Origin of the sequence: Motilibacter peucedani, from assembly GCF_003634695.1 — a bacterium.
GTDB classification, from domain to species: Bacteria; Actinomycetota; Actinomycetes; order Motilibacterales; family Motilibacteraceae; genus Motilibacter; species Motilibacter peucedani.
The window spans coordinates 252,079-275,796 of record NZ_RBWV01000013.1 but is presented as its reverse complement, the minus strand read 5'-3'; the positions used below and the strand labels follow the sequence as shown (position 1 = coordinate 275,796).

Annotated in this window: 20 protein-coding genes; 11 read left to right on the top strand and 9 right to left on the bottom strand. The window is 72.8% G+C overall.

All coding sequences use genetic code 11. The features are described 5' to 3' along the window. The first annotated feature begins 124 nt into the window (after positions 1–124). The 8 genes from CLV35_RS14370 (at position 125) to CLV35_RS20140 (ending at position 6,621) form a co-directional block, all read left to right on the top strand. On the top strand, positions 125–448 hold the full coding sequence (locus CLV35_RS14370; protein ID WP_147431977.1) for a hypothetical protein: 324 nt from the start codon (positions 125–127) through the stop codon (positions 446–448). Next, a complete protein-coding gene (locus CLV35_RS14365; RefSeq protein WP_121194168.1) occupies positions 448–2,703 on the top strand; it encodes a hypothetical protein in 2,256 nt (751 codons plus the stop codon). The genes CLV35_RS14370 and CLV35_RS14365 overlap by 1 nt, the downstream gene beginning before the upstream one ends. An 8-nt stretch (positions 2,704–2,711) precedes the next feature. Beyond that, positions 2,712–3,965: a S8 family serine peptidase gene (locus CLV35_RS14360; protein ID WP_183061985.1), complete on the top strand. Its 1,254-nt coding sequence runs from the start codon at positions 2,712–2,714 to the stop codon at positions 3,963–3,965. Then, positions 3,958–4,287, top strand: a complete 330-nt coding sequence (locus CLV35_RS14355) for an SAV_915 family protein (RefSeq protein WP_121194166.1) — start codon at positions 3,958–3,960, stop codon at positions 4,285–4,287. The genes CLV35_RS14360 and CLV35_RS14355 overlap by 8 nt, the downstream gene beginning before the upstream one ends. Further along, positions 4,280–4,576 (top strand): DUF6317 family protein, encoded by a 297-nt coding sequence (locus CLV35_RS14350; protein WP_121194165.1) that lies wholly within the window; start codon positions 4,280–4,282, stop codon positions 4,574–4,576. Before CLV35_RS14355 ends, CLV35_RS14350 begins: the two co-directional genes overlap by 8 nt. Before the next feature lies 1 nt (position 4,577). Continuing rightward, positions 4,578–5,906 (top strand): hypothetical protein, encoded by a 1,329-nt coding sequence (locus CLV35_RS14345; protein ID WP_121194164.1) that lies wholly within the window; start codon positions 4,578–4,580, stop codon positions 5,904–5,906. A 113-nt stretch (positions 5,907–6,019) separates the two neighbouring features. Beyond that, a complete protein-coding gene (locus CLV35_RS14340) occupies positions 6,020–6,436 on the top strand; it encodes a hypothetical protein (RefSeq protein ID WP_147431976.1) in 417 nt (138 codons plus the stop codon). 47 nt (positions 6,437–6,483) lie between these two features. Beyond that, positions 6,484–6,621: a hypothetical protein gene (locus tag CLV35_RS20140; protein ID WP_183061984.1), complete on the top strand. Its 138-nt coding sequence runs from the start codon at positions 6,484–6,486 to the stop codon at positions 6,619–6,621. Between the two features lie 323 nt (positions 6,622–6,944). Here CLV35_RS20140 and CLV35_RS14335 read toward each other — a convergent pair whose 3' ends face one another. Both CLV35_RS14335 and CLV35_RS14330 read right to left on the bottom strand, forming a co-directional pair. Next, complete coding sequence (locus tag CLV35_RS14335; RefSeq protein WP_183061983.1) at positions 6,945–8,390, bottom strand: glycosyltransferase family 39 protein; 1,446 nt, start codon at positions 8,388–8,390, stop codon at positions 6,945–6,947. Positions 8,391–8,400: 10 nt separating this feature from the next. Further along, positions 8,401–8,817, bottom strand: coding sequence for a MarR family winged helix-turn-helix transcriptional regulator (locus CLV35_RS14330; RefSeq protein WP_121194161.1), 417 nt, complete (start codon positions 8,815–8,817; stop codon positions 8,401–8,403). 61 nt (positions 8,818–8,878) lie between these two features. Between CLV35_RS14330 and CLV35_RS14325 the strand changes: the two genes are divergently transcribed. Further along, positions 8,879–9,640 (top strand): alpha/beta fold hydrolase, encoded by a 762-nt coding sequence (locus CLV35_RS14325; protein WP_121194160.1) that lies wholly within the window; start codon positions 8,879–8,881, stop codon positions 9,638–9,640. A 15-nt stretch (positions 9,641–9,655) separates the two neighbouring features. Here CLV35_RS14325 and CLV35_RS14320 read toward each other — a convergent pair whose 3' ends face one another. From CLV35_RS14320 to CLV35_RS14300, 5 genes are read right to left on the bottom strand one after another with little or no spacing between them, the layout of a single operon-like run. Continuing rightward, positions 9,656–10,096, bottom strand: a complete 441-nt coding sequence (locus tag CLV35_RS14320; RefSeq protein WP_121194159.1) for a hypothetical protein — start codon at positions 10,094–10,096, stop codon at positions 9,656–9,658. 25 nt (positions 10,097–10,121) lie between these two features. Continuing rightward, positions 10,122–11,009, bottom strand: a complete 888-nt coding sequence (locus CLV35_RS14315; protein WP_121194158.1) for a carbohydrate ABC transporter permease — start codon at positions 11,007–11,009, stop codon at positions 10,122–10,124. Then, on the bottom strand, positions 11,006–12,115 hold the full coding sequence (locus tag CLV35_RS14310; RefSeq protein WP_231121829.1) for a carbohydrate ABC transporter permease: 1,110 nt from the start codon (positions 12,113–12,115) through the stop codon (positions 11,006–11,008). Before CLV35_RS14310 ends, CLV35_RS14315 begins: the two co-directional genes overlap by 4 nt. A 2-nt stretch (positions 12,116–12,117) precedes the next feature. Then, a complete protein-coding gene (locus CLV35_RS14305) occupies positions 12,118–13,404 on the bottom strand; it encodes a sugar ABC transporter substrate-binding protein (RefSeq protein WP_121194157.1) in 1,287 nt (428 codons plus the stop codon). Positions 13,405–13,452: 48 nt separating this feature from the next. Continuing rightward, positions 13,453–14,496, bottom strand: a complete 1,044-nt coding sequence (locus CLV35_RS14300) for a LacI family DNA-binding transcriptional regulator (RefSeq protein WP_121194156.1) — start codon at positions 14,494–14,496, stop codon at positions 13,453–13,455. A 168-nt stretch (positions 14,497–14,664) separates the two neighbouring features. Between CLV35_RS14300 and CLV35_RS14295 the strand changes: the two genes are divergently transcribed. Next, complete coding sequence (locus CLV35_RS14295; protein WP_231121828.1) at positions 14,665–16,719, top strand: amylo-alpha-1,6-glucosidase; 2,055 nt, start codon at positions 14,665–14,667, stop codon at positions 16,717–16,719. A gap of 180 nt (positions 16,720–16,899) precedes the next feature. After that, complete coding sequence (locus tag CLV35_RS14290) at positions 16,900–21,876, top strand: GH92 family glycosyl hydrolase (RefSeq protein WP_183062012.1); 4,977 nt, start codon at positions 16,900–16,902, stop codon at positions 21,874–21,876. Between the two features lie 57 nt (positions 21,877–21,933). Here CLV35_RS14290 and CLV35_RS14285 read toward each other — a convergent pair whose 3' ends face one another. Beyond that, positions 21,934–22,833 carry a hypothetical protein gene (locus tag CLV35_RS14285; RefSeq protein ID WP_121194154.1) on the bottom strand — a complete coding sequence of 300 codons (900 nt, stop codon included), beginning with the start codon at positions 22,831–22,833 and terminating at the stop codon, positions 21,934–21,936. A gap of 115 nt (positions 22,834–22,948) precedes the next feature. Beyond that, positions 22,949–23,677 carry a hypothetical protein gene (locus CLV35_RS14280; RefSeq protein WP_121194153.1) on the bottom strand — a complete coding sequence of 243 codons (729 nt, stop codon included), beginning with the start codon at positions 23,675–23,677 and terminating at the stop codon, positions 22,949–22,951. Positions 23,678–23,718: the final 41 nt, after the last annotated feature.

The following is a 23,718-nucleotide window of genomic DNA, read 5'->3' as shown; positions in this document are numbered from 1 at the left end:
GCGGCGTCCGGCTCCCTCCGGGGAGCCGGACGCGCGGTGGCCGGCGCAGCCGAGCGCCGGCCGACCAGTCGAAGAAGGACTCCGAAGGGGGCTTGCGGTGCTCGACGCCGGCACGATCGTCAGAGTGCAGATAGAGGACCTGCAGCAGTACGCCAGTGAGCTCGAGGCGGACATCGCGGCGGTCAAGGACACCTCGACCTGGCTCGACGTCAGCCCCGACTTCGGCACCTTCGCCGAGGCCAGCGCCCTGCGCACCCGCCACGACGAGGTCCTGCAGGGCATGGTCGAGCTGCTGACCAAGATCCGCGGCGGCATCAAGACGGCCCAGGCCGCGGCCGAGCAGATCGCGCAGAACTACACGACGGCCGACCAGGCGTCGAAGGTCCGGCTCAGCGTGGTCACCAACCTGATGGGCGAGCCCGTCGAGCACCCCGCGGACGTGCGCTGATGGGCTTCGAGGGCTACTCCCACCCGCAGCTCAAGGCCATGGCCGACGCGCTGGACCCTGAGTCCGTGCGCGCGACCGCTGACGCCTGGGGCGCCGTGCACCGCTCCACCTCCGACCGGAGCTACTCGCTCAACGACTCCTCGAGCCAGCTGGCGGAGGTCTGGGAGGGCCCGGCGGCCGACGCCTACATCGCCCAGATGCGCGACCTCGCCGACACCAGCGCCCGCGCCTCGAAGGCCGCGCAGGCCAACGAGGACGCCATGAACGACGCCGCCGACGCGGCGCAGACGGCCAAGTCCACGATGCCGCCGCCCTACGAGCGGCCCGCGCACTGGCAGGCCGCGGCGAGCGCGGCCGGAGCGTCCGGCGGTCCGGCCGGCGTGCTCGCCGCCCAGAAGGCGGCGGACGTCTACTACGACCACCGCGAGGAGCAGGAGCGGCAGAAGGCCGTCAAGGTCATGGACGACCTCGGCAGCTCCTACCAGGGCTCGGCATCCAGCCTGCAGGACGCGCCGGCCTACTACGGCCCGCCGCCGGCAGACCTCAGCATGCCGATGGACTCGTACGGCCCCGACGGCAGCGGCGCTGGCGCTCCCGGCTACGGCGGTTCCCCCGGCTCACCGGGCAGTGGCGCCTCGGACACCGGTCCCGCTGTGCCGGGGACAGGCACCGGCACTGGTGGCCACCACGCGACGCCTTCTCACCCCGGCCATCCAGGTGCAGCCGGCACGCCGGGGTCCGGTCACCCTGGGTCCCACGGCTCCACCTCCACTGCCCCCACGCCCAGCACGGGGTCCGGTCCGACGGGCACGGCGCCCGGCGCTCCTGCCGGTGCGCCGGTGGCGCAGCCTCCGACCACGCCGGCCGGCACCATCACCGGGCCCGGGTCCGCACCAACGCAGCCTGCAGCCGCGACGCCGTCGGCGGCGGGCACCCTCCAGGCACCGACGGCCGCCACGACGTCGTCGACCGCGGCAGCGGTGGTCGCCGGGGTCGCCGCCGGACTGGTCGCGACGGTCCGCCCCGGCGCCGTCTCGAGCCTGCTCGGCGGCGCGGCCGGCGGGAGCAGGGCGACGCCTGCAGCGACGACCGGCCCCCGTGCGGCGGCCGGGCTCGACGAGCCCGTCCGCGGCGTCCGCGGCGTGCGCGGGGGCGGCACCGTGCCGGAAGAGCCGGTCCGCGGTGCGCGTAGCGGCAGCTCGCTGGCCGAGGCGCCGGCGCGCCCTGGCGGCACGCCGGTGGAGGAGCCCGTCGGCCGCGCCGGTTCCATCCGCACCCCCGGCGGGGCGCTGGTCGAGGGCGAGCCCGGCGGCGTGCGCGCGGGCACGACGAGCGCGGCGCTCGGGCGCGACGGCGTCCTGCGGAGCCCCGACGAGAACGTCTCGGCGCGAAGCGTCGGCACCGGCCGCGGGGTGCTCGGTGGCGAGGAGCCGCTCTCCCGCGGCAGCGGCGCCGTCCGCGCCGGCGGGGTCGTCGGCGGTGACGGCACCCTGCGCCCGACGGCCGGTTCCCTCGGGCGGGGTGCCGTCTCCCGCGGCTCCGTCGCGAGCGCCGTCGACCACGAGAGCAGCACCCGCGCGCGGCTCGGTCGTGGCGCAGCGTCCGAGCAGCTCGTCGAGGAGCCGGTCGCGCAGGACGGTCAGCCGCGCGCCGGGGGGCTGCGCGGCGCCGGCGTCGGGCGGCCCTCCGCGGGAGGCTCCCTGTCGCGCAGCGCGCTGTCGCGCGAGGCCCGCGGCCGCAGCACCGCGACGTCGCAGCGGCGAGCGGTCCGCGGCACGGGCGTCTCCGAGGAGGAGGCGGCGCACGCCAGGACGGGCGCCCCGGCCGAGGGCGCAGACGAGGCGCAGGGCCGCACCTCCGCCATCCGCAGCTCCGCGGGACGGGCGACAGGCAGCACGCGCGGCGGCTCCAGCGGCGGCGGTTCCGGGCGCAGCACCGGTCGGCTGAGCCGGCTCCTGCGCGGCCGCGCCGACGGCGCGAGCGAGGCGGCGGAAGCCGCGACCCGCAGCCCTGCTTCCGGAGCGCCGCAGGACGGCGTCGAGCAGACGAGCGGGCGGCGCAGCTCGGCCCAGGGCGGCGCCCAGCAGGGCGCCGGCCGCAGCGGCGCGGCGCAGGGCGGCGCGACCTCGCGCGTCGCAGGGCGACAGCAGCGCCGGCGCGGGCAGGAGGCCGGCGGCCGCACGACGTGGCTGGTCGAGGACCGCGACGTCTTCGGCCCGGAGGGAGCGGGCACCAGCCCGCTCTCGGGGAGCTGACGCGCTCGGTGCGCCGGTGGCCGGTGGTCGTCGGCGCCGCCCTGCTCGGGCTGCTGCCGCTGACGGCGCCTCCGGCGCAGGCGGCGAGCCCGAGCCGGCCTGGGTGGCAGCTGGCCTTCCTCCATGCCGCGCAGGCGAACCGGCTCAGCACCGGGCGCGGAGTGGTGGTCGGGCTCGTCGACTCCGGCGTGAACGCCGCCCACCCTGATCTCGCCGGGCAGGTGCTCAACGGCACGGACTTCCCGCCCGCAGGCACGCACGGGCAGCGCGACATCACCGGCCACGGCTCACTGATGGCGGGCCTCATCGCCGGGACGGGCGACGGCGTCCGCTCGGTGCGCGGACTGGCGCCCGGCGCGAAGATCCTCCCGGTCCGTGGGGGTCGCACCTACTTCGACATCGCCGAGGCGGCTGACGGCGTCCGGTGGGCGGCCGACCACGGCGCCCGTGTCATCAACCTCTCCTTCGGCGACGCCATCGAGCTGCGCAGCCTCGCCCAGGCCGTCGCCTACGCGCAGAGCAAGGACGTCGTCGTCGTGGCAGCGGCCGGCAACACCAACGAGGGCGAGAACGAGGTGACGAGCCCCGCCTCGTTGCCGGGCGTGGTCGCCGTGTCAGCCGTCGACGAGAAGGGCGCCTTCCCACCGAAGGTGTCCGTCAGCGGGAAGGCCGTCGTGCTCTCCGCTCCTGGCGTCGACATCATCGGGCCGGGCAAGGGCACGGGCTACCTCAAGGGCTCCGGCACGAGCGCGTCGACCGCCCTCGTGTCGGCGACCGCCGCGCTCGTCCGCGCCCGTTACCCGAAGCTCGACGCCGCTGGTGTGATCAACCGGCTCATCACGACCGCGGACGACAAGGGGCCGAAGGGGCGCGACCCGGAGTACGGCTTCGGCATCGTCGACCCGGTGCGCGCGCTCACGGCCACCGTGCCGGCGGTCACCACCAACCCGCTGCTGCCTGCGGCACCCGCGACACCGTCCGCCTCCCCCGCTCCGTCCTCGAGCGCCTCCGCCAGCCCGTCGGACGACTCGGGTGCGGCGCCGGCCAGCGACGTGGCAGCCGCGTCCGCCGCAGCAGCGGCCGCTGCCGCAGCGGTCGCCGCCACCCAGCCGCCCGGCGCCGCCGCGTCGGCGGGCGCGACGGCGGGCGGCGCGGCCGACGGATCCTCGTCGGCTCCTGCCTGGGCTCTGGGTGGCGGGGCCGTCGTGGTGCTCGCCGCGCTGGGCGCGGCGCTCCTGCTCCGGCGGAGCAGGCGTGCCTGAGACGAAGGTCGAGGAGCTGGGCGCAGTGCCGGACGGCCTGCTCCTCGTGCCCGCGCATCCCGGGGAGCCGGGCCGCGTACGCATCGAGCCGCGCCTCGACGGCACCGGAGCCGCCGTGCTGGTCGCGTTCACGAGCACGGCCCGGCTCGTCGAGGCGCTGGGCCCGGCGCAGCCGTGGGTGGCCGTGCCTGGCGACCGGCTGCCTGAGCTGGCTCGGGCCGCTGGCCTGCGCGGAGTGCTCGTCGACCCGGTCGTCCCGCCGGGCTCTCCCGGGTGGACCGAGGACGACCTCGAACGACTGGGAGGGAACCGCCGTGGCTGACAGCTTCGAGCTCGTGCTCGCCGACCTGCAGAGCATGTCGGGCCGCTTCGCCAAGGAGGCCGACGTCTACGACGCGAGCCACTCCGACGTCACCCCGGCGCAGGCGGCGACGGGCGACGGCTCCCTGGACGGGACGCTGCGTGCGGTGATGGAGGCCCTCGACATCCTCCACACGTCGATGGGCGAGACGATCCGCGAGCACGGCGAGAAGCTGAAGGCAGCGCGCGAGTCCTACGAGCGGCACGACGTCGACGTCCACGGGCTGTTCGACGACCTGATGGAGGGTTGAGGTGGCCGAGAGCTGGGTCGGCGGCGACATGTCCGGGATCGCCGACATGGGCACCACCCTCGGGCGGGCGCCGGAGAAGATGAAGGGCGTCGTCTCAGCGCTCAGCGCCGACGTCGAGGGCCTGGTCGGGCACGCCGGCTGGAAGGGCGAGGCGGCGGAGTCCTTCGAGAAGGCCTGGACCGCCGACTCGCTGACCGCCGGTGTGCTGAGCGAGGTCGTCGCCAACGTCTCCGGCATCCTGACGACACTGGCCTCGCAGCTGCAGAAGGTCGAGAACACCCTGCACGAGGCGGCTGCGGTCGCCCGGGACGCCGGCGCGCCGGTCGGGGCCGAAGGCGTACCCGGCACGCTGACCTTCGTGGGGCCACCAGGGTCGGAGCCCTCCGAGGAGGACCAGAAGGCCCTGTCGGCGCTGCGGACCTACACCAGCGAGTACGACGACGCCCTGCAGACGGCGCAGGGCTTTCGGCTGGTCGCCGAGGACGGCCTGCAGAAGGTGCTCGAGGTCGTGAGCGACGGCGGTGCCGACCCGAACCCCGCCGACTGGACGACGATGGGCGACTACCTCAAGGGTCTCTACGTCGTCCCGCACGAGGCCAACAGCCAGGCGGCCAAGGCGCTCCCCGGCAAGATCCAGAGGCTGCACGACGACATGAAGCGCGCGAGAGCCGACTTCAAGGCGGCGCGCGCCGCCTACCAGGCGCGCGGCATGAACCTGCCGAAGTCCGACCCCGCACGGGTGGCCCACAGCCGGGTCGCGAACGAGATCAAGGACCTGAGGACCAGCCTCGCGTCCGCCGAGGCACACGAGGGCGAGCTGCCGCTGAGCAAGGCGCTCAACTACAAGCTCGGCGACGCCGCCGAGCTGGCCCGGGTCGGCCGGCTGGCCGAGCTGCCTGACTTCCTCGGGTTCGCCAAGGAGATCCCGGTCATCGACATCGCGGCCTCCGCCTTCGTCGCGCAGGTGCAGGTGAACGACGACATCGACAAGGGCTGGTCACCCGCTCACGCGATCGGTGCCGACTACGGCTCGGCTGCTGTGGGACTCCTGGCAGGGGCGGGCACCGTGGCCGCGATCGCGGCGGCTCCCGTGGAGGTGCCGGTGGCCGCAGTGACGTTGGTGGCTGGCGCGGCGGTGATCGGCGTCGGCGACTTCGCCTACCAGGCCTTCCACGAGCACTGGAGCGAGGACATCCACAAGGACGGCGTCGTCATGGGTACGCTCGACGGCATCGGTCACACCGGCGCCCGGGTCGGCGACGACATCGCCAAGATGGGCAAGGGTGTCGCACACGCGGGAGAACATCTGTGGCACAGCGTGTTCGGGTGACCCCCAGTCCACGGCCACGACGCCCCTCGGACTCTCGGCCAGCGCCGGAGTCGCTTCCCCTCCTGGGGACGTCGTGGGTGGAACGGGGTCCGTCGTACTGGCTCCGGCGGGCCTTGATCCTCTTCCTCGTGCTCGTTCCCCTCGCGGTCGCCGTAGGTGTCGAGTTCGGCGTCTACTACGCCTTCCTCACGTCGGACCTGCCCGGCTTGGCCAAGGTCGTGTTCGTGGGCCTGGTCACTGTGTGCCTCATCGGCAGCTTCGTCCAGCCCTACCGTCGCACCCGCGAGGCGGAGCGGCGACGCAGGGACGGCGATCCCCTGCGGCCCGACTACCGCAAGAACCGAACCCGAGGCGCGGGCGGTGGAGCGCTCGGGGCAATGGCCTACGGAGGCGTGGGGCTGGCTCAGGGCTTCTTCGCTCTAGCCGTGGTCCTAGGCTTCGGCTGGTTCGTCTTCATGCTGTTCTTCGCACTGCAGCGCGAGTACGGCGTCGAGCACGACGCCCGCCTGCGTTATGAGGGGAAAGCCTGACCCGGCGGGCTCAGGCAGAGTCGCTCGGCATCCTGGGCACGACCTGGGTGGACCGGGGCCTCTCGTACTGGGCGCGCCGGGCGGTCATCTTCCTGCTGCTGCTGATGGTGCTCGCTGTCGCCGTCGGCATCGAGGTCGGGCTGTACGCCGGTTGCTTCGACTCCGACCTCCCGCCCGCGGGCTAGGCCTTCTTCATCACGCTGCTCTCTGTCACCCTCGTGGGCAGCTTCGTCCAGCCCCACCGCAGGTTCCGGGAGTCCGAGCGTCGCCGTCGTGCGGGGCTGCCGCTGCGCCCTGAGGCACCGACCTCGCCCCGACGGCGGGCACACGGCGGCGGGGCCCTCGGGTCCCTGGCCTACGGAGGGGTCGGCTGGGCACCGGGCCTTCTCGTCATCGGTGTGGCGCTCGGGTTCGGTTGGTTCGTCTTCCTGCTGTTCTCCTCGCTGCGCAGGGAGTTCGGCCTCGAGCACGACGCCCGTCTGCGCTACGAGGGCAAGGCCTGAGCGGCCTACGCCAGCCTCGCCATCTGCGGCCAGAGCGACGGCCAGTCCTCCCGCGGTGACGAGCACACCCAGAGCGGCTTGCCCTGCTCCTCGCCGTCGACGTCCCACCGGTTGTGCAGCTCGCCCACCTGCCGGACGGTGCCGAACCAGCGCTGCAGCGTAGGAGCGTCGAACCCCACTGCCAGCACCGACGACGTCGACTCGGGAGGCGAACCCCAGTACCAGTAGCCGTTGTGGCCGCTGTAGGCGCGCGGCAGGCCGAGCGCCGCACCGTAGCGGTCGACCGCGCCGGCCTCGCCGTAGTTCTGCGTCAGCACGACGGTGCCGGGTGGCGCGGCGTGGTACGCCTCCGCGACCTCCCGCACGTAGCCCGGCCAGCCGATCGTCTCCGCAGCATCAGGGTTCACCGCCAGCGGCACCCCGGCAGCACCGAACGGCACGACCGGCAGCGTCAGGTAGACGACGGGGAGCGACAGGACGAGCAGGGCGGGCACCACCCAGCGGCGGCGGACCGCGTCCAGCAGCGGCTGCGCGCCCGCGGCGAAGAGCAGGGGGTACATGCCCGAGAGGTAGTAGGGCTTCCCGCCGAGGACGAGGAAGGCGGCGGCCAGCAGCGCGTACGTGACGGCGAGGAAGCGCAGCGACCGGTCGCGCCAGAGCGCGACCAGTCCGGCGATCCACACGGGTGCGAGGAACGGGCCGGTCTGCAGCACCTGCAGCGGCAGGAACAGCGCGCGCGGCTCGGACGAGGTCGAGCCGCCACCGGAGACGCTGCTCGCCACGTCGAGCTGCGGGAAGCCGTGCCGCGCCTGCCACACCACGTAGGGCAGCGCCAGGACTGCAGCGACGCCCGCCGCCAGCACCGGTCCCGGTGGCGCGAGCAGCGAACGGGGTCCCACTGCGAGGACGCTCGCGGCGCACCCGACCAGGAGCACGGCGGCCAGCGGGTGAGCGAGCATCGAGATGCCCGCAGCGGCGCCGAGCGCCAGCCACGTCGCGAGCCCTGCGCCTTTCACCAGCCGCACGACGAGCCAGGTGACGACCGTCCAGCCGAGGAGGTTGGTGGTGGCGGTGCTGAGCAGGTGACCGGTGCCGAGCGCCGTCCCGTCGAGGGCAGCTGCGCACGCGGCGAGCACTTGGCCGGAGGTGCGAGCTCCGAGGTCGCGGGCCGTCAGGGCGGCGACGACCACGACGGCAGCGGCGCACAGGGCCGACGGCACGCGCAGGACCGTCAGCGAGTCGGCGTCGATCCAGCTGGCGAGCCGAGCCAGCGCGGGCACGAGCGGCGGCTGGTCGGGGTAGCCCCACGCGAGGTGGCGGCCGGCCTGGAGGAAGTAGAGCTCGTCACGGTGGTAGCCGTAGCGGCCAGCGACCGCCAGGAGGACGACGAACACGGCCAGTGCGGTCGCACCGACCGCCGGGGCGACCGGGCGCCGCGAGGCCTGTCCCACCCGGCGCATGCTAGCCGCCGGGCGCCGCGGCACGGACGAGCAGCTCGTGCAGCGTCGTCAGCTCCTCCTCCGAGAGCCGGCCGAGCGAGGCTTCCATGACGCCGTCGAGGACGGCACCGCCACGCGTACGCAGCTCCTCCCCCGCCTCGGTGAGCCGGTGACGCACCTGCCGCCCAGGGCCCGGCACGCGCTCCACCAGGCCACGGACGACCATGCGCCTGGCCAGCTCGCCCATCGACTGGTCGGTCTGGAAGGTCAGCACCGCGATGGCGTGCAGCGAGGCGTCGGGCTGGTCGTGCAGGTGGCGCAGGACGTCCCACTGCACGAGCGAGAGGCCGAGCTCGGCGAGGCGGCGGTTCGCCTCGCGGTGGTGGCGCCACTGCAGGCGCTTGACCGCCAGACCGACCTGCTGCAGCGAGGGAGCCATGCATCCATCCTAGCGCCGGGCAAGGTTGCTGATATCAGGGTCCTGTCCTAAGGTTCCTTATATGAAACCCATCGTCACTCCTGAGATCCAGCTGACCGAGCACGGCACCCCGGGCGACCGGCCGGTCCTGCTCCTCCACGGCGGCGGCGGGCCGGCCACGGTCCTCCCCTGGGCCGAGCGCCTGGCCGCCACCAGGCCCGCGCACGTCCTGACGCCGACCCACCCGGGCTGGGACGGCACCCCGCGGCCCGAGGAGACCAGCACCATCGCGGGGCTCGCCACCGCGTACGCCGAGCTGCTCGACGCCCGCGACCTGCACGACGTCACGGTGGTCGGCAACTCGATCGGCGGGTGGGTGGCGGCCGAGCTGGCCCTGCTCGGCTCGCCGCGGACGACGCGGTTCGTGCTGGTCGACGCCGTCGGCCTCGAGGTGCCGGGGCAGCCGGTCGCCGACTTCTTCGCGCTGACCCCGGCGGAGCTGGCCCAGCTCAGCTACGCCGACCCCCAGCGCTACGGCATCGACCCGGCCGCCCTGCCGCCCGAGGCCCGCGCTCGCATGGCGGCCAACCGGCCGGTGATCGAGGACTACGCCGGGCGCGCGATGACCGACGCGACGCTGGCCGGGCGACTCAGCGGGGTCACCGCCCCCACTCTGGTGGTGTGGGGCGAGGCGGACCGCATCGTGACGCCGGACTACGGACGCGCGTATGCGGCAGCGGTTCCCGGCGCGGAGTTCCGGCTGCTGCCCTGCACCGGCCACCTGCCGCAGGTCGAGACGCCTGACCTGCTCACCGAGGCCGTGTGGGACTTCGTCACCCGCTGAGCAGGTGTCGAGCGGTCAGCCCTTGCGCCGCCCGAACAGCCGTCGCAGGCCGCGCGGCTCGTCCTCGTCCTCGTCGGGCGTGGGCGGGCGGTAGGCCGGCGGGCCTGACTCCGTGGTGAGGACCTCGCCGGTCTCGGTGTCGTAGGGCGTGATCCGCAGCGCCCGGCACACGTCGAGGACCGCGCTGACCGCGGAGTGCGCGTCCTCGTCCTCGACCGTCACGTAGAAGTAGACGTCGTGCACCGAGACGCTCTTGCCCAGCCCGATCTCGAGCGAGAACCCCGGCCGGCGCAGGGTCAGCCAGCTCTCGTTGCTCGCATCGACGTCGGGCAGAGCCTCGCGCACGAGCGCGAGCACCTCGTCGAACGGACCGACCGCCGGCGGCTCGTAGCCCTCGGGCAGCGCCTCGACCGACCGGACCCCGGGTGCCCTCAGCGCGTACACGTCCCACGTCATCCCGGCATCGTCGCAGGCCGCCCGCTCACCCCTTCACCGCCCCCTCGGTGCCCCCTCGGGTGAAGTGCCGCTGGAACGTGAAGAACACGAGCGCCACCGGGATCGTCATGAGCAGCGCGGCCGCCAGCTTGAGCGGGTACTGGTTGCCGCTGCCGTACTGCCCGGTCACCAGGGAGGCGACCCCTGTGGTGAGCGTGTTCAGCTTCGGGTCCTGCCTCGACACGATGAAGTGCGGCAACTCGTTCCAGGAGCCCTGGAACGACAGGATCGTCAGCGTGATCAGCGCTGGTCGCGCCATCGGCAGCACCACCGACCAGAACGTGCGGAAGGTGCTCGCACCGTCGACGCGCGCCGCCTCCTCGACCGAGAGCGGCACCGAGAGGAAGAACTGGCGCATGATGAAGACGCCGGCCGCGTCGACCAGCAGCGGGACGATCATCCCGCTGTAGGAGTTGTACATGCCGAGCTGGTTGAGCACGAGGAACTTCGGGATGAGCAGCACCACGCCCGGCACGGCCATCACCGCCAGCACCGCATCGAAGAGCATGTCGCGGCCGAAGAAGTGCAGCCGCGCCAACGCGTACCCCGCCAGCGAGTCGAAGAAGACCCGGCCGGCGGTGACGCACAGCGTCACGAAGACCGAGTTGGCGAACCACCGAGGGAAGTCGGCGTCCGCGAGCTGGCGGAAGGCGGCCGTGGACCAGTGCGACGGCCACGGGTTGAGCGGGTGCGCCGTGGAGTCGACGTTGGTCTTGAAGGCGGTGCCGAGCTGGATGACGAACGGGTAGATGTAGAGCACCGCGAACAGCAGCAGGACGGCGTAGAAGAGCACGGTGCCGCGTGAGGTCCCGCGCCGGGGGCGGCGCGGTGCCTCTGTGGCCGGCACGGGCGGGGTACGCGTGGTGGTCGTCACGACGTACCTCCCCGGGCCAGCGTCCGCCGTCGCCGGCGCGGCGCCTCGTCGCTCCGGTCGCGGAGGAACCACCGCTGGAGCAGCGTGAGCGCCACGATGATCGCGAACAGGATGAAGGACATCGCGGTCCCCTGCCCCCACTGGAAGGACTTGAAGGAGGTCGTGAAGGAGAGGTACGCAGGGGTCAGCGTGGTCTTGCCTGGGTCGCCCTGGCTCATGATGTAGATCTGGTCGAACACCTGCCAGGTGCCGATGAGGCCGAGGGTCAGCACCAGGAACATCGTCGGCCGCAGCATCGGCAGCGTGACGAAGCGGAGACGCTGCCAGCCGGTCGCACCGTCGAGCTCGGCGGACTCCTCGACCTCGACCGGGATGTCCTGGAGCGCCGCGAGGAACATCAGCATGAACGTCCCCGCGGTGGTCCAGACGACCAGCGCGATGATCGCGCACATCGCCACGCTCGGGCCCGACAGCCAGTCCCACCACGACAGGCCGAGCACCGAGTGGTTGGTCAACGCCCCCGGGGGTGAGTTCGCGTCGACGATGCCGAGCTTGCCGAGCAGCAGCTGGAGGATGCCGCGCGGGTCGGCGAACCACTGCGGTCCGTTGACGCCGATCTTGGCGAGCGCGGCGTTGACGACGCCGGAGCTGCTGAAAACGAACAGGAACACGATCGAGACCGCGACCGAGCTCGTCACCGACGGGAAGTAGTAGGCGGTGCGGAAGAAGGACTTCGCCCGCAGCCGCTGCCGGTTGAGCGTGAGGGCCAGCCCGAGGGCCAGGAGGGTCTGCAGCGGCACGACCAGCAGCACGTAGTAGAAGTTGTTGCGGATGCTGGTCATGAAGTCAGACCGGGCGAGCCCGTCGGTCGTGAGGATCGCCTTGTAGTTGTCGAGCCCGACGAAGCCCACCTTCGACGACAGCGGACTGCCCTTGCCCGTCCAGTCGCTCAGGCTGACCCACGCGGCCATGAGGATCGGGATGACCAGGAAGAGCCCGAGCACGACCACGACAGGCGCGACGAAGACCCATCCCGCCGTGCCCTCGCGCCCGCGGATCCCCCCTCTGCGGACGCGAGGGCGCAGCTGCACCGTTGCGGTGGCCACTGCTACTTCAGCGCCGCGGAGGCGTTCTTCTGCAGCGACGACAGGATCTGCTTCGGGTCTGCCCCCGGGAGCTTCTGCAGCTGGGTGTCGAAGTCGGCGAGGACCGGCGTCATGCCGGGCGCGTTGACCGGGCCCTTGCCGTACTTCGCACCGGCCACGAAGGCCGCCTGCGCCGGGAACTTCTGCTCGTACATCGGCAGTGCGTCGTCCCGCGAGGGCATGACGCCGAAGGCGTCGGCGAACTTCATCTGCTGGTCGCTGGTGGTCAGCGCCTGCACCAGCTGCTGGGCCGCGGCCTTGTTCTTGCTCTGCGCGGCGATGCCCCAGCAGTTGGTGAACGTCAGCGTGCCCTTGCCCTTCGCGCCGGCGGGCAGCTCGGCCACCTGGTACTTCACGCCGGGGTAGTCGGACTTGAGGCCACCGACGATCCAGTTGCCCTCGATGGTCATGGCGGCGGTCTGCTTGCCGAAGGCCTCGCCGGCCCAACCTGCGCTGAGCTGCTTCGGGTACTTCGCCACGCCCTCCTTGAGCAGCTTCTGCAGGTACTGCAGCGCCTGCAGGTTCTCGGGCGAGTCGGCGGTCACCGTCTTGCCGTCGTCACCCACGATCCAGCCGCCGGCCTCCTGCATCAGCGCACCGATGCGGTCGCGGGTGTCGCCGATGGCCAGACCGACCACCTTGCCGGCGGTGAGCTTCTTCGCCACGGTCTCGAGCTGGTCCCAGGTGGTCGGGATGTCGGCGTCGGCGAGGCCCGCCTTCTTCCACAGGTCGGTGTTGATCTCGAGGGCGAGCGTCGAGGCGTCCTTGGGGATGCAGTAGAGCTTGCCCTCGTAGGTGAAGGCGTCGAGCAGCGACTTGGTGAAGGAGTCCTTGCCGGGGAACGAGTCGCCGTAGGGCTCGAGGTTGCCGGCCTTGGCGTAGTCGCCGATCTTCGACGCGTCGACGTAGAAGACGTCCGGCGGGTTGCCGCTCGCGAAGCCCTGGCTCAGCTGCTGCGCCTGGTCCTGCGCCGGCGTGACGGTGACCTTGTTGCCGCTCGTGGACGCCCAGGCGTTGGCTGCGTCGGTGACGGCCTTCGTCTCGGGCGCACCGCTCGAGGCGATCAGCACCTGAAGGCTCGCTCCGGACACCGGGGCGGTGGAGCCGCCGGCGCTGCCACCGGAGGACGAGGACGGCGCGGCGGCCGAGCCGCCGCCGTCGCTGAACCCGCTCCCCCCGCACGCTGCGGTCATCGCCAGGCTGCCGCACGCCAGGGCGGCGAGGACGGTCCTGCGGACGGTCGGTGACATCGGGTACTCCTTCGTACGTACGCGGTGGGTCCGCGGGTCTGTCGGGGATCAGTCGTGCTTGACGCTGGAGGCGCGCGGCACGAGGTGCGGCTCGAGCAGGACGCGGTCGGCGGCCGAGGGCCGCGGCCCCTCCTCGATCGCGCGGCGCAGCAGGCGTACGCACTCGGCGGCCACCTCGCGCACGGGCTGGGCCACGCTCGACAGCCCCAGCACCGAGGCCGCCGAGGAGTCGTCGAAGCCGACCACAGCGAGGTCGCGGCCGAGCACGAGGCCGCGCTCCTCCGCCGCAGCGCGCAGGGCGACCGCGAGCGAGTCGCTCGCGCACACGACGCCGGTCACCTCGCCCTCGTCGAGCAGCTCCGCGGCGCGCAGGCGCTCCTCCTCCGCGTAGGCGGCGAGCACCGGGCCCTCCGTCAGGCCGGCGGCGGCGAGGCCGGCACGCCAGCCGCGGAGGCGGTCGTCACCCACGCCGGAGCCTGCTGGCCACCCGAGGAACCCGAGCCGCTCGTGGCCCTCGGCGACCAGGTGCGCGACCGCCGCGGAGGTGCCCGCAGCGCCGTCGACGTCGACCCACGCGTGGTCCTCCTCGGCGCCCCACGGCCGGCCGAAGGTCACGAAGGGCACGCCGCGCTCGCGCAGCCACGCGGTCCGCACGTCGCCGTAGTGGGTGCTGGTCAGCAGGAAGCCGTCGATGTCGAGCGTGCCGAGCAGGTCGTCGTAGGCGGCGATCTCGCCGGCGTCGTCCTCGGCCGCGAACAGCATCACCCGGTAGCCGTCGGCCTGGGCGCGCTCGGTCAGGGCGTGCAGGAAGCGGTCGAGGACCGCGCCGCTCACGCCGTCGCCGCCCTGCGGGTCGATGCGCAGGCCGAGCACCCGGGAGCGGCCGGTACGCAACTGCTGGGCCGCGCGCACCGGCCGGTAGCCGAGCTCGGCCACCGCCTGCTGCACGCGCTCGGCGGTGTCGGGGCTCACGCGGTCGGGCGCGTGCAGGACGTTGGAGACGGTCTGGCGGGAGACCCCGGCATGGCGGGCCACGCTCTCGAGCGTGGGGCGTGCCGACGCGGAAGCGTCGTCGGGGAAGCGGTCCGCCATGCCAGCACACCTCCTCGTGGGCTCGGTATGAACGTTCAAAAGCCGCATCGGCCGCGTTTGAACGCTCAAAAGATGGGAGTAGCGTTCCTCGCGACCACCGACCTGTCAAGCCCACAGCTCCGGCGACACCGTCGCCGCCGAGCCGGCCAGTCACCCCGGGAGACCGCCGTGGACGTCGCACGACAGCCTCTGCTCCACGACCTCGTCGCCACCCTGCGCGCACCGAGCGCGGCGCTGTCCGCCCCGTCCGGGCAAGTGCTGCCCGGCGGCGTGCAGGGCGTCTTCGCCGGCGACGTCCGCGTCGTCTCCCGGGCGGAGGTGCGTGTCGGCGGCGAGCCACCCGAGCCGGTGGCGGGCGGTCCGCTGGGCGCCGACCACGCGCTCTTCGTCGGGCTCACCCGCGCCCTCGGCGACCCCGGGCCCGACCCGACGGTGCGGCTCGAGCGCGAGCGCCACGCGGTCGTCGACGGCAGCGACGAGGAGCTGCGACTGGTGTCCACCGCTGCGGCGCCGGTCGCGACGTCGCTGTCGGTCGCGGTAGAGGTCGACCTGGCGGCCATGGAGGTGGTGAAGTCCGGCGGCACTGCTGCACCGCTCGCCCCGAGCACGGGCGCCAGTGGCCTGGAGTGGAGCGACGGCACCACAGTCGTACGCGTCTCGGCTCCGGGCGCCGACGTGCGGGTGGAGGGCACCACCGCGTACCTCACGTGGGAGCTGTCGGTCGGGCCGAGAGCGTCGACCGCCGTGCGGTGGCAGGTGCGGGCCTTGACCGCCGACGCCCCGGTGGTGTCGGCACCGGCGGCACCGACGTGGAGCACCCCTGAGGTCACCGCCGACGACCGGCGGCTCCGGGCCTTCGTCGCGCGCGCCCTCGACGACCTCGACGCCCTGCGCATGGCTCCGGCCGACTCCCCGGACGACGTCTTCCTCGCCGCTGGTGCGCCGTGGTTCTTCACCCTCTTCGGGCGCGACGGCATCTGGGCCGCGCGGATGCTGCTGCCGCTCGGCACCCGTCTGGCCGGCGGCACCCTGCGGGCGCTCGCCGCGCGGCAGGGCACGACGGTCGACCCGCGCACCGCCGAGGCGCCGGGGAAGATCCCCCACGAGCTACGCCGCGTGGCGACCGTGCACGACGCCGAGCGCATGCAGCTGCCGCCGCTCTACTTCGGCACGGTCGACGCCACCCCGCTGTGGGTCTGCCTGCTCCACGACGCGTGGCGGTGGGGGCTGCCCGAGGACGAGGTGCGCGCGCTGCTGCCGGCGATGGAGCGGGCGCTCGAGTGGATGCCGGCCCACGGCGACCCCGACGGCGACGGGTTCCTCGAGTACGTCGACGAGACCGGGTCCGGCCTCGCCAACCAGGGCTGGAAGGACTCGGGCGACAGCATCCGCTTCGCAGACGGCACACGCGCGGCCGGTCCGGTGGCGCTGTGCGAGGCACAGGCGTACGCGTGCGAGGCGGCGCTGTCCGGTGCCGCGCTCCTCGACGCGTTCGGGCGGCCGGGCGCCGAGCGCTGGCGCTCCTACGCCGCGGACATGGCCGCGCGGTTCCGCGAGCGGTTCTGGACCTCGGACGGCCAGGGTCGCTTCCCCGCCCTCGCGCTGGACGGCGACGGCCGGCTCGTCGACTCGGTCACGAGCAACCTGGGACACCTGCTCGGCACCGGGCTGCTCGACGAGGAGGAGACCGCTCTCGTCGCGGACCGGTTGGTGGGCACCGACATGAGCAGCGGGTCCGGGCTGCGCACGATGTCGACACGCATGGGGGGCTACTCACCGCTGAGCTACCACTGCGGCTCGGTCTGGCCCCACGACACCGCCATCGCCGTGGCGGGCCTGGCGCGCGCCGGTCTCTCGACGACGGCCGAGCCGCTGATGGCGGGACTCCTCGCCGCCGCGGTGGACTTCGACGACCGCATGCCCGAGCTCTTCGCCGGCCTGCCGCGCGACGAGGTGCCGAGGACCGTCCCCTACCCGGCGGCGTGCCGGCCGCAGGCGTGGTCCGCCGCCGCCGCCGTCGTGCTGCTCACCTCGGCGCTGGGCCTCGAGGCGCACGTGCCGGAGGGGTACGTGTCGGTGCGTCCCGCTCGCCCCGCACCGTTCGGCGCGCTGCACGTCTCGGGCCTGCGCGCAGGGGGCGCCGAGCTGCGCGTCGAGGTCGACCGGGAGGGCTCCGTGGTGGTCGCGCAGGCGGACGGTCTCGAGGTCCGGACCACCTGTTGACATGTGCTGAGAACGTCTGGTTTGGTGCGGATCGACAACGACGTCGCACTCGCCTGCACGGCTCGTCGCGCCCGTTGTCACCCCCGCGACCCCGCGGACCCACCTGTGACACGAGAGGACGCCGTGCTGCTCCGCTCTCCGATCCGGCCTGTCCGGATCCGCGCGAAGATAACGTTATCCATCACCACTGCCCTGTTGCTGGGCGCGGGCACCCTGGCCGCGGCGCCTGCCGCGTCCGCAGCGCCCGCGGGTCCTGGCGAGTTCGCCACGTCGTTCGAGACCGCCGACCCGGCACCCACGTGGACCAGCACGGTCGACACCGCGCCCGACGGCACCGCGCGCGCCGACGGCGTGCACGCGCCGCGCAAGGGCAGCATCCCGGGCGACGTGACCGACCTCGTCGACTCCGTCACCGCGAGCGCGGAGAACCCGCCCAACGAGGTGGCCAAGAACCTGCCCGACGGCGACGTCAACAGCAAGTGGCTGGCCTTCGACTCGAAGGGCACCATCGACTACCACCTGTCGAAGCCCACCGCGGTGTCCCGCTACGCGCTGACGACGGCCAACGACGAGCCTGGCCGCGACCCGCGCGACTGGCGCTTCCAGGGCTCGCCCGACGGCAAGACGTGGACGACGCTCGACTCGCGCACCGGCCAGACCTTCGCCGACCGCTTCGCCCAGCGCGTCTTCGACTTCAGCAACACCACCGCCTACCCCTACTACCGGCTGGACATCAGCGCCACCAACGGCGCCGACCTCGTGCAGCTCTCGGAGTGGCGGCTGTCCAACGGCGACGACGCTCCCCCGCCGGCCGGGTCCATGACGACCGAGGCCGGCACCGGCCCGCGCGGCGGCTACAACAGCGCCCCGGAGGTCGGCTGGACCGGCACGCACTCGCTGCGCTACGCCGGCCAGCACGTCACGGACGGGCGCGCGTACTCCTACAACAAGGTGCTCGACGTCGACATCCCCGTCACCGCGGCGACCGAGCTCTCCTACAAGATCTTCCCTGACCAGGAGGGCACGGACCTCCGCAACCCCAGCACCTACGCTGCGGTCGACCTCGCGTTCACCGACGGCACGCTGCTCAGCTCGCTGGGCGCCGTCGACCAGCACGGCAAGCCGCTGAGCCCGCGCGGGCAGGGCGAGTCGAAGGTCCTCTACACCAACCAGTGGAACGCCGAGAGCTCGCGCATCGGCGACGTCGCTGCCGGCAAGACCGTCGACCGCATCCTCGTCGGCTACGACAACCCGGCCGGGCCCGCCGACTTCGGCGGCTGGATCGACGACATCACGCTCACGCAGCACGCGGTGCACAACACCTCACCCCGCCCGTCGGACCACGTGCTGACCACCCGCGGCACGAACGCGAGCGGCAGCTTCTCGCGGGGCAACAACTTCCCGGCGACTGCCTTGCCGCACGGCTTCAACTTCTGGACGCCGGTGACCGACGCCGGCAGCACCAGCTGGCTCTACGAGTACCAGAAGGCCAACGACGAGCAGAACCGCCCGAGCCTGCAGGCGTTCTCGCTCAGCCACGAGCCCAGTCCGTGGATGGGTGACCGCCAGACCTTCCAGGTCATGCCGTCAGTCGCGACCGGCACCCCGAGCCTCGACCGCCAGGACCGCGAGCTGACGTTCTCGCACAGCAACGAGACGGCCCGGGCGCACTACTACGGCGTCACCTTCGACAACGGTCTGAAGGCGGAGCTCACGCCCACGGACCACGCGGCGATGTTCCGCTTCACGTTCCCCGGCGACAGCGCCAGCCTGCTGTTCGACAACATCACCAACGACGGCGGGCTCACCCTGGACGCCGAGCACGGCGCGCTGTCCGGCTACACCGACGTCAGCAGCGGCGGCAACTCCGTCGGCATGACGCGGATGTTCGTCTACGCGACCTTCGACCGGCCGGTGACCGCGGGCGGCAGGCTCAACGGCGGTGGCCGGGCCGACGTCGGCGGCTACCTGCGCTTCGACGCCGGCAGCTCGCGGACGGTCGGCATGCGCATCGCCACCTCGCTCATCAGCGTGGACCAGGCAAAGCACAACCTCGACCTCGAGATCTCGCCGTCCGACACCTTCGACGCCGTCGAGGCCCGCGCCCAGGCGGCGTGGGACGAGCAGCTCGGTGTGATCGAGGTGCAGGGCGCCACCGAGGACCAGCTGACGACGCTCTACTCCAACCTCTACCGGCTCAACCTCTACCCGAACTCGGCGTTCGAGAACACCGGGTCCGCCGCGGCGCCGGTCTACCGCCACGTCGTCCAGTCGTCGACGTCGAGCAACCCGGCGCCCGCCGGGACCACTGCTGACCACACCGGCGCACCGGTCAAGGACGGCAAGGTCTACGTCAACAACGGGCTCTGGGACACCTATCGCACGACCTGGCCCGCCTACTCGCTGCTCTACCCGAGCGAGGCCGGCGAGATGGTCGACGGGTTCGTGCAGCAGTACAAGGACGGCGGCTGGGTCTCGCGCTGGTCGTCGCCGGGCTACGCGGACATCATGACCGGCACCAGCTCCGACGTCGCCTTCGCCGACGCCTACCTCAAGGGCGTGCCGGGCATCGACGTGCAGTCGATGTACGACGCGGCTCTCAAGAACGCGACGGTCGCGCCGCCGAACCAGAACGTCGGGCGCAAGGGCCTCAACCAGTCGATCTTCCTCGGCTACACGCCGACGAGCACCGGCGAGAGCGCGTCGTGGGCGCTGGAGGGCTACCTCAACGACTACGGCATCGCCAACCTGTCGAAGCGGCTCTACGACACGACCACCTCGAGCGACCCGCGGCACGCGGAGTACCTGCAGAACTACCAGTACTTCCTCAACCGCTCGCTCGACTACGTCAACCTGTTCAACCCCGCGGTCGGCTTCTTCGAGGGGCGCACGGCAGCGGGTGACTGGCGGCAGTCGACCGCCGACTTCGACCCCCGCGTCTGGGGCAACGAGTTCACCGAGAGCGACGGCTGGAACTTCGCCTTCCACGCCGTGCAGGACGGCCAGGGCCTGGCCAACCTGCTCGGGGGCAAGGACAAGCTCGGCGACAAGCTCGACACGTTCTTCAGCACGCCCGAGACGGCCGGCTTCCCCGGCTCCTACGGCGGCACCATCCACGAGATGCTCGAGGCGCGCGACGTGCGTCTCGGCCAGTGGGGCCTGAGCAACCAGCTCTCGCACCACATCCCCTACATGTACGACTACGCCGGCGAGCCCTCGAAGGCGGCGTCCGTCGTCCGCGAGGCGCTGTCCCGCGCCTTCACCGGCAGCGAGATCGGCCAGGGCTACCCGGGCGACGAGGACAACGGCGAGCTGTCGGCGTGGCAGATCTTCAGCTCGCTCGGGTTCTACCCGCTGCAGATGGGCAACCCGACCTACGCGATCGGCTCGCCGCTCTACCAGAAGGCCACGATCCACCTGGAGAACGGCAAGGACATCGTCCTGAACGCCCCGCAGAACAGCACGTCGAACGTCTACGTGCAGGACGTCAAGGTCAACGGCGCCGAGCACAGCAAGACGTACTTCACGCAGGACGAGCTCGCCAACGGCGCCACCATCGACTTCACGATGGGCTCGACGCCCTCGGCGTGGGGCACCGGTGCCGACGACGCCCCGCCGTCGATCACACCGCCGGGCCAGGCGCCCGCGCCGCTGGCCGACGCCACCGGCCCGCGCAAGGGCATGGCCAGCACCACCAGCGCAGGTGCCAACGCGACCCTGCTGTTCGACAACAGCTCGGACACGCGGGTCACGTTCCCGACGGCCACTCCCACGGTGCAGTTCGCACTGTCGGGCACGTCGGCACGCGCCTCGATGTACACGCTGACCTCGGGCAGCACCGCCGGCGACCCCAAGAGCTGGGTGCTCGAGGGCTCCAACGACGGGGCCACCTGGACGACGCTCGACACCAGGGCAGACCAGTCGTTCCCGTGGCGGCTGCAGACACGCGCCTTCAGCATCGCCTCGCCGCAGGTGTTCCGCACCTACCGGCTGCGGGTCACGGCGGGCTCCGGCGACACCGTCTCGCTCGCCGAGGTGGAGCTGCTGACCGGCAAGCCGAAGGTGAGCGAGGTCCGTGACGCCGTCGCGGCGGCGGTCGCGAGCGGCGGCATGAGCGCGAGCCTCGGTCGCGACGCCCAGGCCGACGTGGCCGCGGCGCAGTCGGCGGAGGACAAGGGCGACGACGCAGCGGTCCTCGCGGCCCTGCGCCGGCTGAGCTCGCGGCTGCAGACGGCATCGGCGTCGAAGCTGACGCCCGCCGCCCGCGACGCGGTGCTGCTCGTGGTGTCGCAGTGGGTGGCGCCGGCGTCCGGGGTGAGCGGGGTCCGCGACGCGGTCGCCCACCTCACCACGAGCGGCGACATCGCCTCGAGCACGAGCAAGGACCTGCAGGCGCTGGTGACCTCGGCCGAGCAGGCGGAGGCCGCGGGCGACGGGGCGGCGATGCGTACCGCCCTGACGTCCCTGCGCTCCGCGGTCGCGGTCGCCAAGGCGTCGAAGGTCAGCGCGCACGCCAAGGACGTGCTGCTGCCCCTGATCGACGACCTGCTCGTGCTGCCGGGCCCGGACAACCTGCGGGCCTACGTCACCACGACGTCGATCGGTGACGACGGCGTCGGCAACGCCGACTTCGCCGAGGGGTTCTACTACTCGCGGCAGGCGCTCGCGGCCAAGGGCGTCGTGCAGGGTACGCGGCTGACCGTCCCCGGGACGTCGTTGACCTACGTGCTGCCGAAGTTCGCTCCTGGCGACCCCGACAGCGTCGCGGCCAACGGCCAGACGCTCGACATGGCCGGCCTGCCCGCCACCGCGAAGCACATCTCCTTCGTGGGGGCGGCGAACAACGGTGACGCGCAGGAGCAGGCGACCCTGACCTACTCGGACGGCTCGACCGCGAAGGTCGCGCTGGCGTTCGGCGACTGGAGCCTCGGCGGCGACCTGTCGGCGACGCCGAGGTTCGGCAACATCGGGATCGCGCGGGCGGAGTACCGCGACCGCTTCACGCAGACGAACGACCCGGCCAAGCCGTGGCTGTTCGCGACCGCGCCCGAGGCGCTGGCCGCGGGCAAGACGCTGGTGAGCATCACGCTGCCGACGAACTCGCGCATCAAGGTGTTCTCCATCGCCTACGACGGCGGGGCTGCCACGCAGCACTGAGGCAGCTCTCGACGGAGGCCCCGTCCCGTCCGCGCACCGCGGACGGGACGGGGCCTCTCACTTGGTGACGCGGGTGCCGATCGCCCGCAGCGTCGGCACGGCCGCGACCACGGCGGTGAAGACCGCGCCCATGAGGGTGCCGTAGGCCGTCCAGCTGCCGTCCCAGCCGGCGTCCTGCAGCACCAGCCGGTCCATGACCCCGAAGCTCACCAGCATCGCGGCCAGGCGCACGACGACGAGGACCCACGGGTGCTGGCGCTCCTGCGTGGTCCCTCCTCCGAGCCGGACCAGCCAGGCCCACGTCACACCAGCACCCGCCGCCAGCAGCCCGGCCGCCGCCACGAGCGCGAGCCGGGGGTAGACCACCAGCACCGTGACGGGCACCGTGCCGCCGGTGGCGCGGGGGTCCTCGATGCGCACGGTCCCGGTGTAGCGGCCTGCAGGAAGCCGTGTGGTGACGTTCTGCGGGCTGGCGCAGAACGAGAAGTTCACGCTGCTGCCGCTCGGCGTGCCGGTGTACCACGCCGACACCAGCTCGGGCGGGAACTGCAGCCGGTCACCGTCGTGGTGCAAAGGACCCACGATCGCGCGCAGCCGGGCCGTCGCCGGCAGCCTCCCACCGCCGCGGATCTCCATGCCCAGCAGCCGCTCGACGACCATGCGACCGTCGCGGCCGACGCGCAGCTCGAACGTCGGGCCGGTCGCGCCTCCGGTGCCGCCGGTGAAGGCGGCCACGTTGACGGGCGCCGCGGGTGCGCGCGGAGCGGTCGGACGGGTGCCCGGGTCGGTGCAGACCCTGCTCGTCGCGGGGTACGGGTGCAGCCGCGCCGTCGTCGGAAGCACCTTCGCGGTCCAGCCGAAGTCGAGCTGCGGGAGGGCCAGGCACAGCACGACCAGGACCAGCAGGGCGAGCAGGACCCGGTCGTGAACCGTCATGCGGCCGACGTGCTGCTCCACGGGTTGCTGTTGCTGGGGTTGTTGCTGAGGAGCGATGTTCGCCATGGGCTGCGCCCTCCGCCGCGCCGGGGCCCCCGGTGGCGGGTCCTCAGCGTGCTCGCGAGACGCAGCAGCGTCAATGGCCCTCGACGCCGGACAGCCGGGTGCGGATGTCGTCGGCGAACCACCTGCGGTCGTGACCGTCGAAGCTGCTGCGCTCCAGCACGTCGAGGACCGAGCGCTGCTGGCGTGCGTCCAGCCCGCCGTCGAGCAGCATCCGGACCGCCTTCAACGCCTGGTACTGCTCGAAGGCCGACCGGGAGTGCTCGACTGCGTCGAGGAGGCAGTCGAGGTCGGCGAGCTCCGGTCGCCCCTGCATCATGGCGATGGCGGAGATCCGGTCGCCGTCGCCGCCGGCGCTGAACGCCGAGCGCACTTGCTGGACGTCTGTCAGCTGCGGCGCGAGCGCACGGCCCTGGCTCATCAGCGTCTCCATGAGCTGGGTACGCGTGGCGCCCGACTCGTGCGCGCCGCGGACCCGTTCGTACTCGCTGCCCAACGAATGCGCCGCCGCAAGCAGTTGCTGGCCCTCGCCGCGCAGCCGTGACGCGTCCTCGGACCGACCCGCCCGCTCGGCCAGCGCGGCCTGGGCGAACTTCGAGTCCGCCTTGCGCAGCAGCACCTTCACGCCCGCCCCCTCGATGGAGTCGATGCGGTCACCGAGTAGTGCGAAGCCGACCAGGGCGACGCCCGAGACGACGAGCGCGGCCGTGCCCGTCTCGTTCTCGGACACGAAGACGGCGACGGCGCCCGTGACGAGGGCTCCGACGCCGAGCGCGAGTGCGACCGCACGTAGCAAGGCCATGGCCGATCGTAGGACCGCCGGAGCGGCGTTGTCGGTGCCTT